Here is a 13813-nt window from a genome sequence, read left to right on the forward strand (position 1 = left end):
CAGTTAGGGAAGACCCTGCCATGGTATCTTGGTTCCGGGCAACGCCTCCGAGACATAGGCCGGTCGTATAAGCGGTCGGTTTAGATCTGGATTCCCATGCAAAAATTCCATTCAGACAATAGTGTCAAGAGAGTGATGAAGAACGGTTTCTTTACCGCGCTTCGTTTCGGTGTGTATCTGTTGACGGGGATTTTCTTTATTCCCTTTCTCGTTAAGCGGTATGGGAGTGGTGAATATGGCTTGATTGCCTTGGCCGGATTCCTGACCCAATATGTGGGTATGATATCTGGATGCGTAGGGAGCGCAATTGCACGCTACCTAAACATTGCACTAAATAGGAATGACTGGAAAGAGGCCAGTGAGATTTTCACTACAGCCTTGGTCTCCATTGCCGGATTGGTGCTTATCCAATTACCGATTTATATATTTTTCGTTTGGAAGCTCGATTGGTTGATCGATTTCCCATTGGAAGTAGCTTCAGATTTTAGGATACTGGTCATATGCAACATCCTGATTTTCCTCATCAGCACGTTGACAGGTGTGCTTTTCACTCCTTTGGGAGCCGCAAACCGTCTGGACTTGGGGGCAAAGATCGATGTGGTGCGTCAGATTCTCAGGGTTGTTCTTCTTGTTGGCTCGATTCATTTCCTAGGAGCAAGGCTATGGATCATCGGTGTGGTTGATTTAGGGCTAACCCTTGCAAATTCTGTTCTCGGTTTTTGGCTATATCGTAGGTTTGCTAGTCAATTGGAATTCAGGGTCGGACTGTTTTCTAGAAGATGGATACGGCCTGTACTGGATATGGCCGGGTGGTCGCTGGTCTCTATGCTGGGTTTTTCTCTGTTTGTTAAGACGGATGTATGGATGATCAACCGATTTGTGAGTAAAGAGATGAGCGGGGTATATGCAGCATTGTTGGTTTGGCCAAATTTGGTAAAGCAGGTCGGTGGCATGGTTGGCGGTCTGGTGGCACCGGTTTTTACAATTGACTATGCCAAAGGCAATCTTGATCGCATGCGGAACACCTGTTTGATATCTAGCCAGATCCTTTCATACGCGGTGGCCTATGGGTGCGGTGTTTTTGTTGTCGGATCGTCGGGATTGATACACTTGTGGCTGGGCAAGGAATTCATCGAATATTCGTTCTGGGTCAAACTGATGGTAGGGCAATTGGCGTTCACGATTAGTGGATCGATCGTTTGGCATATCTTTGTTACCATTGGTAAGACGAAGTACATGGGGCTGGGAAACCTGATTCCTGGAACTGTTAATATCATATTATCATTGCTTCTCATCCACATGGGGTATGGAACCCTTGGGGTATTGTGCGGAACACTCGGAGCTGTCTTTCTGAAAGAGAACCTGCTTTTTCCTATTTGGATTTCAAAGGAGGTCGGGATTCCATACGCCAAGTTTGTCGCCATATACCTGCGTTCCGGGGTAGTACTTGGACTTGTTTATGTGTCGGGAAGGTTTTTTCTTCCTCCCGCTAGTGATTTCTCAATAATCAGGCTGGCAACCGTTGCATTGGTATCCATAGTTGTTATTCTTCCGGCGGTATATCTTATGACCGGTCGCGTAGAGCGTTCAGCAATTTATCAGTTTATAGTAACTCGAATCGGTTCTTGGAAGGTGAGTGCATGAAGATAGCAATTTTGGCGGTATATTTTGGGAACCTTCCTCCGTTCGCCCAATTGTTCCTTGCTTCGTGCGGCAGGAATCCCGATTACGATTTTCTTTTAATCGGTGATGCGTGGAAAGGGCTTATGCAATCCGATGTACCTGTGAATTGCCGCTTGCTTCCCATGGGGCTTGGACAGCTGAAAGAACTGGTTGTGTGCCGCACTGGCTTCAATCCCCATTTCTCTTCCCCATATAAGCTCTGCGATTTCAAACCCGCTTTTGGAGAGATTTTCCAGGATGAGCTGACGGATTATGACTACTGGGGTTTTACTGACATCGACTTGGTATTAGGGGATCTTCAGGCATTTCTTTCCGGTTTGGGGGAATTCGATGTTTTCAGCACGCGTAAGGAATTTCTTAGTGGGCCGTTTTTCCTGATGCGTAACGAAGAATGGATTAACCATTTGTACCGAAACAGTAAGGACGTGCAGATGGTGCTGGAGTCAGAGCAACACTATTGTTTTGACGAATGTAATTTTGCATGGGTTGAGTTGCGAGATGGAAGAAGCATCTTGGAGTTGGATACCCATATAGAAAGCATGACTGAGGTTTTAGCAAAGGCTATGAACGATGGACTGTCCGCCCATTTTGAAACCTTGTCTTTGGAACCGCGCAAGGCCTTCGACGGGAGAGTGGAAGTTGCCCGAGGGAAAGTAACAAAGGATGGAAAGGAATTTATTCACTACCACCACCACTGGAACAAGGGGCAACCTTTCTATACGTTTCCCGGTTGGCACTGGCACTCCGTTCCTGAACGATTTGAAGTCACGAAATACGGTGTCTATTCAAAAGATGCAAGCGTGGACTATTCTTGTCGATTTGCGCAGGTTGCCAATTGCTATCAGAGACGGTTTAAAAAGCTTTTCAGCGGTTCTGGGCAAGATACAAATGCATCAAAGATCTCATAGGGTCAAATCCTGATCCCCGAGGAAGAGGGATATCGATGATATCATCACGCAAAGACTATTTAGAATACCTCCGAGCGGATAGTATTGCCAGAAAACGGAACCGGGGCATTTTTTGCATTTCGTTTGACAAGGTCTGGGTGTTCCAGCGCAGGATGCGCCGGCTCGAATATCTAACCAACTGCAGAAAAAACCGCGTAGCCAGAATGGTCGCCGCCTATCAATATAACAGGCTGGGAAGGGAGTTAGGCTTCAGTATCCCCATCAATGTGTTCGGCCCCGGCTTGTCGATTGCGCATCATGGTACCATCGCAATTAACGGTGGTACTTCGGTCGGTTGCAATTGTCGCCTGCATGTATGCGTCAACATTGGCACTGCGGCCGGAAAACTTAGTGACGCACCCCGGATCGGAGATAACTGCTACATTGCGCCAGGCGTCAAAATGTTTGGAAAAATCGAGATTGGCGACAACACCGTGATTGGTGCGAATGCTGTGGTGAACAAAAGTTTTTCCGAAGGCAATTGCACGATAGGGGGAATCCCTGCCAAGGTGATTTCGAAAAAAAGCTCTGAGGGGATCATTACCAAGGGATTTAAAAAACCCGATGAGTAGGAGGTGCTTGTGGAGCGACTAAAGGATTGTCGGGGGGCGGGTGATGTCAGGATACACTTCATGGCGAATCCGGCCACGAACGATGACCTCGCTGATCTCAGGAAATTGCCATGGGAGAAAGGGACGGTAGCCTGCACGGCCCATACCTGGGTATGGGCTATTTATCGTCAACTGAAAGACCGTGGATTCAATGTATCCCTCGGCTACGAGCCGGATGCTTCTGCGATAAATGTCGTTCATTGTCAGGTTGCCCGTAGGTTGTTTGAAAAAAAGGATTTCAGCAAATATTTTCTTATCGGAATCCGGGCGGATTTCCGCCCTTTTCCCTATGGACATTTCGAGATCGTTCAAAACCGCCATTCGGAAGGAGGGCGGCGTATCTTCATGCCATTATACTCACAGCCTGGGTTGATCCCCCGTGACCTTTCCCGGAAAAAGATCGAGAACATATGTTTTTCAGGAAGACTTCAGAATAGTACTGATTTGGCTTGGCTGGAGGAAGAACTCGAAAAGATTGGGTGCCGTTTTGTTTTTAAAGGGGTAGGGCAATGGCAGGAAATGTCCGATGTCGATATTTTGTTGGGGATTCGGACTTTTTCCAAGGAGCCTCATCATACTAAACCTGCCACCAAGCTCTACAATGCCTGGTTGGCCGGCATTCCGTTTGTTGGCGGGTATGACTCGGCCTATGAGCAAATAGGTGTGCCAGACAAAGACTACCTTCGTGTTGCTTCCGGTAGGGAATTGGTAGATGCGATCAAGAATCTGGCTGGGGATCCCGCGCTTTTCATGAAAATGGTCGAGAATGGTTGGAGAAAAGGGCAGGAATATCAACCGGAAAGGATTACTGATCAATGGATCGATTTCTTCGAGCGGATGGCGGCTCCTGCCTTTAGGAAATGGAGACAGCGACCCTCGTGGGGTTGGCGCTTGAGATGTTTGATTCTCGGTCAGCGGTTTGCTTTTCGTGAAAGGTTTGTTGCGTGGCTTCTAGTGCTCCTCGGCGTGAGGAGGGGGGCGTGTGGTAATCAGGGTTGAAACATCTGGAATTCTCCGGTTTCTGCCATAAATGATCATTGATGGATTTATTTTCCCTAGTTTTATATGCGGCGATCAATGCGGCTATGGTTGTCTTGCATTTGATGAACAAGAACCGGATCTACGAGTTTCCGTTCTGGGCAGGACTCATTGCCTTGGGGTGGTTGCTCCCGCAGGCTGTCGGGGGATACCGGAACATCGATGCCTACCCGGATCAGGCTTATTCCAGTGCCATGTTGTTTGCATCCTTGTGCACGTTGGCAATGTGGGGTGGCCATGCATGGGGCCTCAATCATGGTTCGGCGGGACGCGCATCCTGGCTTTCTTCTCCGGTCGAGGTCCGTAGGCTTGTCCCTGCTGGCTCCCTGCTTTGCTTCGCGGGGTTCTTTTTCCAGTGGAAGTTGAATACATTACCAGATGAACTAAAAGCGCAAACCCAGTGGTCGGGCGCAACGGTTAAGTATCTATTTCTTGCAAGTGTGTTTCATTTTGGATTCCTTACCTTGTGGCTCGTCTATATCAGACAGAGGAAGGTATTTGCTCCCCGCTTGCTCCTTTTCATTATTCCCAGCCTATTGCTCCTGCTAAAGACCGCCGTGCTTGGCGGGCGGCGGGCTGGCATGATGAATCTGGCGTCATACATGCTGACAAGCCTTTGGTTCGTACGGGGATGGATAATGCCCCGATGGCTCATGGTATCGGGATTGACAGTGGGATTGATACTGGTCAATGCAATTGGCCATTATCGCTCCATTATGGGACAGAAAGATGTTTCCTTGGGCCAGCGTCTGGAAAACGTGGCTAAATCCGACCTCGCAAGCGAATCCGAGAATGTGATGAAGAGGGGGGGGGCCGAGTTAAACAACTATATCTTTGTCCGGCAGATCTATGCAGAGGAAAAGGGATTCGATTTTGGTGTGTATCACTGGAACATGCTCGTCTTCAACTTCGTGCCTGCCCAGATTGTTGGTCGGGCACTTAAGGAGTCCCTGATCTTTCCTTTGAGTAACTATGGTTATTCGCTTGCTGCCGAACGGTACGGGCACAGGTATTACCGAGGAACCACATCGACCGGTTACAATGACTCTTTTAAATCATTCGGATGGCTTGGGTTCATCAAGTTTGGAATTATCGGATGGATGATGGGGGTGCTTTATCGGCATGCTGTGGCTGGGGATTTTCTCGGACAGTTGCTATATGCCTACCTCCTGTCCGTCGCCATGCATGCGATTTCCCACAGCACCCATGCCATCCTTGTGTCCAAATGGGTTTATTTCTTTCTCTTGGGATTCCCGGCGTTGTGGTGGGCAAAGGTTCGGGTGGAAGGGTCTGAAGGTTAGCAACCATGGTTAGGGGAAAAAATGAAACTTAAGCATGGCGACCCTTTGGTTTTGGTGTGCCAAAGGGGGGCGAGGCATCGCTATGCCATCCCGTGCCTGCTGGAGGAGTCCGGCATACTAGCGGCGCTATATACGGATTCATGCGCCTACAGCCGGGCCGGCAGGTTGTCTTCGGCTCTGGTGAAGTCCGGGTTCCACCTGGAGCGTGCGGCTGCCCTTGCCAAGCGGGTGCCGGCAGGCGTACCACGCGCAAAGATTTTTGCATCCGACCTCCCGTTGATTGCCAAGGGCAACCGGTTGCCCCGGACTTATGTGCGCTGGGGGCTGAGCGGGGCGGACGCCATCTACAGTATGTATGGCGAAGACATGGCTTTCCTCGAATGGGCGAAAGGCGAAGGGGCAGCGGTCATTGTCGATGTATTCGTCCACCCGGGAACCAATCGGATTGTAGGCGATGAGCAGTTTCGAGTGCTCGGGCGACGGGAATCTTTCTTTTCCAATGCTGAGGACGACCATTCCCGGCGGGCGTTCGAAATTGCGGACATTTTGCTCTGTCCCTCGGAATGGGTCGCCGACGGTGTCCGCGAATTTGCTCCTGAATGCGCGGGAAAAGTCTGCGTTTCTCCCTATGGGAGCAGCGTGGTTCCGAACGAGTCGATCAACGAGCCGGTTCCGGGGCGGATCCTGTTTGCGGGGCGCGATCCTTTGCGAAAAGGATTGCATCATTTGGCCGAAGCCGCCGCCATGCTCAAGGCGGAGGGCATGGATCTTGATGTGCGCGTGGCAGGCGTCTCTGCCGAGGAAGTCGGTTGGATGGCGCATCGCGAATGCCTGAATTGTTTGGGTACTGTCCCGATGGAGCAGATGAAGCAGGAATATGCCCGTACCGACTTGTTTGTTCTTCCCTCCCTCTCGGAAGGCCAGGCCGGAGTCCTGCTCGAGGCGATGGCCTGCGGTTGCGCCGTCATGGCAACGCGGGAGAGCGGGGTGGATTTCGAGCCGGGATGCGGAGTGACGGTTCCCGTCGGGAATCCAAGGGCGTTGGCCGATGCCATCGGGAAGGTTGTCGCCGATCCGGCCTATCGCCGCGACTTGGCGCAGGGCGCCCTGGGGCAGTCGCGGAACTATTCCATGGAGGCTTGGAGGCAGCGGTTGGTCGCATGTGTGCATAACCTCTGCGGGACAGGCCGGGAGGAGGCGGGGCAATGAACCAGCCAGGCGTTTCGATTTTCATCATTACCTATCTGGATTCCGAGGAACGATGCCGCGTCCTCGAGGCCACCTGCCGCAATGCGCTGGAGCAACGCTATCCGGAATTCGAGGTTGTGGTATCCGATAATGCAGGGAAGATACCAGCTGCGGAAGCGCTGGCGGGAATCGACGATCCCAGGCTGAAAATCTTCCGCAATGAAGAAAACCTCGGCATGGCGGGCAACATGAACATGTGCCTCGAGCGCTGCAAATACGATATTTTCAAGTTGAACTGCGACGACGACCTGCTCCACCCGGATTCCATCGCCCTCTCTGTTCCTTGGGTCGATGACGATACCTTTGTGATCCATGACCGTGAAAAGTTCATCATCGGAACCGTGCCCGAAGGAATTGCCCGCGAGGTACCGTCGAAACCTCCGGTGGTGGAACGGTTGCCCGGTTACCGTTCTGATTTCTGGGAACTCGGCTACGATGCCCTCCCGGGCGATACACTTTGCACACGGAAACTGTTTTCCGATCTTGGCGGCTACGACCCGGAATCCGATGTTGATGATTGGGATTTCGGGATCCGGGCGCGCCTGATCCGGAGAATTGTGAACATCAAGTGCGTGCTGTGTTATCAGGGTGTTTGGGATTTCAGCCTGACCGAGAAAATGTTGAAGAACGAGCCATACTACTTCCCAAAAGCGGGGCTACGTACCTATTTCAAGGTGATGCGTGACGATTCGCTGCGGTGGGGTGATCGTTTGCATTGCAGGGTGACCATTACCAAGGACTTTATCTTCGATACGCTAAGGTTTTTTAAATATGCGGGCAGGCCTCAATACAGAAGCGGCTATGCCGACTATCTTAAAGCCCTGTTCCGCGAGATATCGCGGAAAGAAAGTCCAGGAACCAGGAAATGAGGATTCTCCACATTTGCCAGCGCGACACCCCGGATACCGGCGGGTCACTGAGTGTTGCGACCGCCCTGGTGCAGCAGCAAAGGGCTTCGGGGCATGAGGTCTGGCTCCTGTTCTTGTACGGGGAACCTTCCCATGTCCATGAAGCTCTTGCTCCGCATTCCGTATGCCTGGGGCTGGATTCCTCTAAGGAAGCCTTGCGTGGGATCTTTGCTTTGCGATACGAAATCAAGCGCATTGCTCCCGACATCATTCATTCCCACGATGGAATCCTATGGCCTCGCCTTGCTTTCGTGACCGTGGGCATTCCGATCGTCATGCATTCGCATCTTCCGGTGGATAGCGATGCCGGCATGAAAGACCGGCTGGGCAAGATCATGGTTAAGGCAACCACGAATTCCCTGATTGGTATCTCTCTCCACACGATAGAAACCTGGGTCCGGGATGGTTATCCTGCCTCGCGAATCCATTATGTCCCGAATGGGGTGGATTATAGACGGTTTTCAATTTCCGATTCGGAAGAAAAAAAACGTTTGCGCATGGAGTTGGGCCTGCCGGCCGACAAGCATGTCCTACTATGGGTGGGTCGCTTGCATCAGGCGGTCAAAGGAACCGAGCGCGTGGAGCGCATCGCTGGATTGCTTCCCGAGGGCATGGTACTGGTTGTTGCTGGGAACGGTACGGAATACGAACCCATGCTGGAGCGCAGCAAAGGGTTGATCGAATGTGGAAAAATGATCATGGCTGGTTCGGTCAGTAGTCCGGAAAACTATTACAAGGCGGCGGATTCCTATTTGTTCACTTCCCATCGCGAGGCTTTTGGCCTGGTTATTCTGGAAGCGGCTTTTTGTGGGTTGCCCATCTTGGCCTTTCCTGTAACCGAAGGAGGAGGAGCTGTCCGGTTATTGAAGGAATTCGAAGTCACCATGCTGGATGACAACGCTTCGGATTCGACGTTGCGGAAAACCTTGAAGAATGCGGCCGTTTCCTCGGAACCCGCAATCCGTAACCGTGAAGTGGCGATAGGAAAATATTCCTTGGAGGCCGTCTCTGAAAGAGTGCTGGAAGTCTACGGCCTTTGCGTCGGGGAGCGACTGTAGCCGGAGGAACGACAGAGCCAGTCAATGAACATCCTGTCCCATATCCATATCCACCGCATCCCGCATCTGTCCGGAGTCGGCCGGGTGATCGACCGCATGTTGTCCGCCCATGCCCGCTGTTTCCCGGATGCCTGCCACCGCATGTTGGTCTCATCAAAACAGTACAACCAGGTCTATCTCGACTTGCCCGATCATTGGAAAATGGCCTCCTATATCCCCCATAAATCATCCACCTCGTTGCAACAGGCCAAATGGGTGTGGCAGCGGAAACCTGTGGCGGAGCGTTTCTGGAACGATATCGACGTGGTCTATTGCCCCGCGGAATCATATGTGCCGACCAAGCGCGCGAAATTGGTTTGTACGATTCATGATGTTGGGGTGTTCGAACCAGACCTTTATCATGCAAGCATGCACCGTAGTTTTCATTGCTACAAGTGGAGGCTTTTGTTTCGCCAAATGGAAAAGTACGCCGATGCTGTCGTAACGGTTTCGCAGTTCTCGGCGGAGCGGATACAGGAATTCTTTCCCGGTTTGGCGAGTAAGGTACATGTGATCTACAACGCTCCGTGCGCTGTGTTTGGAAGCACTTCTTCCGCGGGGCTGCTTGCCGAAGCCCGGGCTCTGGCTTCGGGGCATCCATATATCCTGGTGCCTGGAGGGCTTGCATTTCGAAAAAATGCAGACCTCATCCTAAGGGTGGTTCCCCGAATTGAAAAGCTGCTTCCCTGCCTGCGCATTGTGGTGGCTGGAATGAACAGCGAAACCTATGTGACGCGCCTCGATTCCCTGGGGGTTTCAAATGTGGTGCTAGCCGGCTACGTCAGCGATGAAATGTTGAATGCTCTCTATCAACAGGCTGCTGCCGTTTGGTTCCCCTCCCGCTACGAGGGCTTCGGTATGCCTGTGGTGGAGGCAATGGCCAGTGGGGCGCCGGTTGTCGCCAGCCGGGTAGCCTCCATTCCTGAAGTGGTTGACGATGCCGCATTGCTCTGCGGTGTGGACGACGCAGAAGGGCATGTCGAGGCCCTGCGTTCGATCATTGAGACCTCCTCTGTGCGGCAGGATCTGTGCGACAGGGGGGGGCGCCGCGCCAAACGGTTCACATGGGATTCCTCGGCCCGGGAACTTGAAAACCTCTTTAAATCCCTCTGATTCCATGATTGTTGTTTGCGATATAAACGAAATTTGGCGGAGAAAGCCATTCGCTGCTTTAGCGGAGCGGATCGATGTCCTTGGTGTTGCTCCATTGGACTGGATGGTCGCCCGGCGGAAGGGAATTCCTTCGTCCGGAAATGATCTGGATGTTCTGCCCGTTGTGCTACCTCCGGGATGGGCGTCGCGCACAGCGAAACTGGGGCAGCGTTTGCTCTGGAACACGATCGGTTCTGAATGCCGGGAGCGAGGGGTGGAAATCGATGCGGTCGTATGTACCAGTCCCCACTACCTGCCATTGCTGGATCTTGTTCCGAAACAGGTGGCCGCCATCTACTATGCTTCGGATGACTACAGGAGCTATGACGGCTGGGGACATGTGGCCACGCTGGAAAAGGAGATGGTGCAACGGGTCGACCATGCCTTCTTTGTTTCCCAGGGACTGATGGAACGTGCGCTTGCTGAATACGGAGTGGATGCGGCCAAGGTCTCGGTTAGCATGAATGCCACCGAGGAACGTTTCTTTGCCGGGAAGGGGAGTTTTCCGGTCGATCCCCCCACTGGTAGGCTCATGCGCCCGATCGCCGGCGTGGTAGGCGGCATCAACGACCGGCTCGATTTCGACTTGTTGCTGGAATGCGCATCGCTTCCGGAACTCGGCTCCCTGTTGCTGGTGGGGCCCGTGCCGGAAAATCCTTCGGCCTCGCTTTCCAAGGTGCTGGAGCATCCCAAATGCGTTGCGGTGGGGCGGCAGCCCCATGAAACCATCCACGAGTGGTTCCAATGCCTGGATGTCGGGCTGGTTCCCTATGTGGAAACCGAATTCAACCGCATGTGTTCGCCCATGCGTCTATTCGATCATTTGGCCAGTGGGGCACCGGTTGTGGCAACTGCGGCCTGCGACCAGGCCAATGCGTTCCCGGAACACGTGTCGGTTTGCCATGGCGCGGAAGCGTTCGCCGCATCGCTGAAGGAGCGGCTCGGCGAACCCCGCCGCCATGTGGGCGGCATCGGTTGGGGCGATCGTGCCGAGGCCATGCTGAAAATCCTGGAGGGGCTGCCCTATGCTTAGGCTTTGTATTTGGATGAATATCCCATCCCACTACCAGACGGCTTTCTATGCGGCGCTGGATGCAAGGCCGGATGTCGATTTGAGGGTGGTCTATTTCAACGGGGCTTCCGAGTCCCGGGCGGCCGAGGGGTGGAAGAGCAACCACGACCAGAAGCCGTTCGAGTTGTTTGTCGATACCGCCGGCTCTCCCGCCGAATGGGTGGAAACCCTGGACGATTGGCGCGAGCGCGTGCATGTAGTCTGCGGTTACTTCAGCTCGGAGTTGATCGACTGGTTCTGTACCCACGGCACCCGCTGGTGCCATTGGTCGGAAGCGCCGGGCATTCGCCTTGCCGAGCTGCTGGGCTACCGCACGCCCCTGTTCCGTTTGCTCAATCCCCTGATGCTGGCCGGAAAGCGTGCGGAGGGGCACCGCATCCAAAAGCATGCCTTGGGAGCTTTTGGCCAGGGGCACCTGGCCCGGCGCGCGTTTCAGACTATGGGGATTTCGGGTGCAAAGATCGCCGACCTCTACTATGCCCCCAACGGACTCCGGATGGCCGAACCCTGCGGGCAAATCCTCTCGTTTGCCAATGGTCGCAAGGTGTTCCTCGCTGTCGGGGCGCTCTGTCGGCGCAAGGGCGTCGATGTCTTGCTCAAGGCCTTCGCCTCGCTCAAGACCGACGGCTGGTGCGTCGTCCTTTGTGGATTGGACAAGAGTGGCGGCGAATACGAGGAGCTGGCTTCGACGCTCGACATCCAGGACAAGGTTCTCTTCCTCGGGGCCTATCCGGTCGAACGGATTGCCGAGGTATACTGCGCGGCGGATGTCTTTGTCCTGCCGTCCCGTTTCGATGGCTGGGGCGCGGTGCTCAACGAGGCCGCCTCGCTCGGCCTGCCGGTGGTTGGCTCAGACTTGTGCGGTGGCGCATGGCACATGGTGGAGGAGGGTTGTACCGGGTTCCGGGTGAGGGCGGCATCGGTTCGTTCCTTGTCATCGGCGCTGCGGGCCTATGTCCGGAATCCATCGCTTGCCAGACAGCATGGCCAGGCTGCTCGGCGGCACTATAACGGGGGTTTTACTCCGGCATGTAATGCCGAGCGTTTGGCCAAAGCTCTGAACGAGTGGTGTTGCGAATGAACATCAAGGTACTGACTACCAGTTCTCGTAAAGCAGGCGGCCTCTTCTATTCCGTGCGTTGGCTCTCCAAGGCGCTTGCGAACGAAGGTTGCCGACCGGAAATACTTAGTCCTCTCGACGAATTCTCGCAGGAAGATCTCGGCGTATGGAATCCGATCCCCGTGGAGTTGTTTCGGGGGCATGGCCCCCTGCAAACCTCGTTCCGGTTGCGCGAAAAGCTTGCGGCTTCCGGTGCTGACCTGATTCATCTGCACGGGATCTGGATGGACAACCAGTGGGCGGCGGCGCAATGGCAGGCGCGCACGGGGCGTCCCGTGGTGGTTTCGCCGCGTGGGATGCTCGATCCATGGGCGGTGAGCAACTCGGCTTGGAAAAAACGGTTGGTTGAAATCCTCTTCGCAAAAAAAGCATTGCGGAAGGCGAGTTGCATCCACGCTCTTTGCCGGTCGGAGGTGGAGTCGATTCGTGCCTATGGCCTGGATAATCCGGTCGCATTAATTCCCAATGGTGTCGAACTTCCGGAGCTTGGACTGCGCGAACCTTCAGGCACTCGGAAAACCCTGCTGTTCCTCGGGCGCATTCATCCGAAAAAAGGCATTACCGAACTGCTAAAGGCCTGGAGCGGTTTTTCCGGTGGGTGGAAGTTGGTCATTGCAGGGTGGGACGATGGCGGCTACGACGAAGGGCTCAAGGCGTTGGCCTGTGAGTTGGGTTTGCGGCATGTCGAGTTTGTCGGCCCGCAATATGGGAAGGAAAAAGAACAATTACTACGTAGTGTCGATGCCTTTATTCTCCCTTCGTTTTCGGAAGGATTGCCGATGTCGGTGTTGGAGGCTTGGTCGTATGGCTTGCCGGTGGTCGTGACGGACTATTGCAACCTACCCGAGGGCTTTAAGGCCAAGGCGGCTTTGCGGATTGCCCCGGATGCTGAAACGATTGCCAATGGATTGGAAACTCTTGCGTCGATGTCCGGCTCGGAATTGCATGCCATGGGTGCTTGCGGGCGGAAGCTGGTGGAGGATAAGTTTACATGGCCAAGAATAGCTGCAGATATGCGCCAGGTTTATGAGTGGTGCGTTGGCGGCGGAAACCCACCGGAGTGCATGGAGTTTGCCGATGGATGAACTGAATATTGAAGCGAACCGGGCCGCGCGTAAATATCCGTTACGGATTCAGTTCCTCCGGATGGCCTGGTCGGTTGGCAGGATACTATTCCGTATGGTACCCCGCCCGTTCTATGCACCGCGCCGGGTGCTCCTTCGCTGCTTCGGGGCCAAGGTCGGGCGCAACGTGAATGTCGCCAACTCGGCAACCATCTATTTCCCGTGGAACCTGGAAATAGGCGATTGGTCAGCCATTGGCGAAGGAGCGATGGTCTACAATCTGGGGATGATATCCATCGGTGAAAAGGCGACCGTTTCCCAGGGTGCGCACCTGTGCGCCGGAACGCATGATTTTTCCGATCCGGCAACGCCGCTTCTGACTCCTGCAATCAAGATCGGGAGTCAGGCTTGGATTTGTGCCGATGCATTTGTCGGTCCCGGCGTGGAAGTGGGAGCGGGGGCAGTGATTGGAGCAAGGGCTGTTGCCGTGAAGGATATCGAACCCTGGACGGTAGTGGCGGGCAACCCCGCGAAATTTGTGAAGAAACGCGAGATGAAGGGGGTGGCCTGAT

The 13813-nt window shown here is 53.8% G+C and carries 13 protein-coding genes; all 13 read left to right on the forward strand.

Annotation, left to right across the window (positions count from 1 at the left end; translation table 11 throughout):
* Positions 1 to 135: 135 nt before the first annotated feature.
* The 13 genes from E9954_RS16585 (at position 136) to E9954_RS16645 (ending at position 13812) form a co-directional block, all read left to right on the forward strand.
* On the forward strand, positions 136 to 1644 hold the full coding sequence (locus tag E9954_RS16585; RefSeq protein WP_168442337.1) for a lipopolysaccharide biosynthesis protein: 1509 nt from the start codon (positions 136 to 138) through the stop codon (positions 1642 to 1644).
* Positions 1641 to 2591, forward strand: coding sequence for a DUF6625 family protein (locus tag E9954_RS16590; RefSeq protein ID WP_136080426.1), 951 nt, complete (start codon positions 1641 to 1643; stop codon positions 2589 to 2591). Before E9954_RS16585 ends, E9954_RS16590 begins: the two co-directional genes overlap by 4 nt.
* A gap of 35 nt (positions 2592 to 2626) precedes the next feature.
* The gene (locus E9954_RS33505; RefSeq protein WP_136080427.1) at positions 2627 to 3202 is read left to right on the forward strand and encodes a serine O-acetyltransferase; all 576 of its coding nucleotides are present in this window, start codon (positions 2627 to 2629) and stop codon (positions 3200 to 3202) included.
* 60 nt (positions 3203 to 3262) lie between these two features.
* Positions 3263 to 4240 carry a glycosyltransferase gene (locus E9954_RS16600; protein ID WP_136080428.1) on the forward strand — a complete coding sequence of 326 codons (978 nt, stop codon included), beginning with the start codon at positions 3263 to 3265 and terminating at the stop codon, positions 4238 to 4240.
* Between the two features lie 41 nt (positions 4241 to 4281).
* On the forward strand, positions 4282 to 5580 hold the full coding sequence (locus tag E9954_RS16605; RefSeq protein WP_136080429.1) for a hypothetical protein: 1299 nt from the start codon (positions 4282 to 4284) through the stop codon (positions 5578 to 5580).
* A gap of 21 nt (positions 5581 to 5601) precedes the next feature.
* Positions 5602 to 6789 carry a glycosyltransferase family 4 protein gene (locus tag E9954_RS16610; protein WP_136080430.1) on the forward strand — a complete coding sequence of 396 codons (1188 nt, stop codon included), beginning with the start codon at positions 5602 to 5604 and terminating at the stop codon, positions 6787 to 6789.
* Complete coding sequence (locus E9954_RS16615) at positions 6786 to 7697, forward strand: glycosyltransferase (RefSeq protein ID WP_136080431.1); 912 nt, start codon at positions 6786 to 6788, stop codon at positions 7695 to 7697. Before E9954_RS16610 ends, E9954_RS16615 begins: the two co-directional genes overlap by 4 nt.
* Positions 7694 to 8794 carry a glycosyltransferase family 4 protein gene (locus E9954_RS16620; protein WP_136080432.1) on the forward strand — a complete coding sequence of 367 codons (1101 nt, stop codon included), beginning with the start codon at positions 7694 to 7696 and terminating at the stop codon, positions 8792 to 8794. Before E9954_RS16615 ends, E9954_RS16620 begins: the two co-directional genes overlap by 4 nt.
* A gap of 24 nt (positions 8795 to 8818) precedes the next feature.
* Positions 8819 to 9946 (forward strand): glycosyltransferase family 4 protein, encoded by a 1128-nt coding sequence (locus E9954_RS16625; protein ID WP_136080433.1) that lies wholly within the window; start codon positions 8819 to 8821, stop codon positions 9944 to 9946.
* A gap of 94 nt (positions 9947 to 10040) precedes the next feature.
* The gene (locus E9954_RS16630) at positions 10041 to 11018 is read left to right on the forward strand and encodes a glycosyltransferase family 1 protein (RefSeq protein WP_136080434.1); all 978 of its coding nucleotides are present in this window, start codon (positions 10041 to 10043) and stop codon (positions 11016 to 11018) included.
* Positions 11019 to 11031: 13 nt separating this feature from the next.
* Positions 11032 to 12138, forward strand: a complete 1107-nt coding sequence (locus tag E9954_RS16635; RefSeq protein WP_168442338.1) for a glycosyltransferase family 4 protein — start codon at positions 11032 to 11034, stop codon at positions 12136 to 12138.
* Complete coding sequence (locus E9954_RS16640; RefSeq protein ID WP_136080436.1) at positions 12135 to 13262, forward strand: glycosyltransferase; 1128 nt, start codon at positions 12135 to 12137, stop codon at positions 13260 to 13262. Before E9954_RS16635 ends, E9954_RS16640 begins: the two co-directional genes overlap by 4 nt.
* Positions 13255 to 13812: an LbetaH domain-containing protein gene (locus E9954_RS16645; RefSeq protein ID WP_136080437.1), complete on the forward strand. Its 558-nt coding sequence runs from the start codon at positions 13255 to 13257 to the stop codon at positions 13810 to 13812. The genes E9954_RS16640 and E9954_RS16645 overlap by 8 nt, the downstream gene beginning before the upstream one ends.
* The last annotated feature ends 1 nt before the right edge of the window (position 13813 follow it).

The organism is Pontiella desulfatans (genome assembly GCF_900890425.1).
Classification (GTDB): Bacteria; Verrucomicrobiota; Kiritimatiellia; order Kiritimatiellales; family Pontiellaceae; genus Pontiella; species Pontiella desulfatans.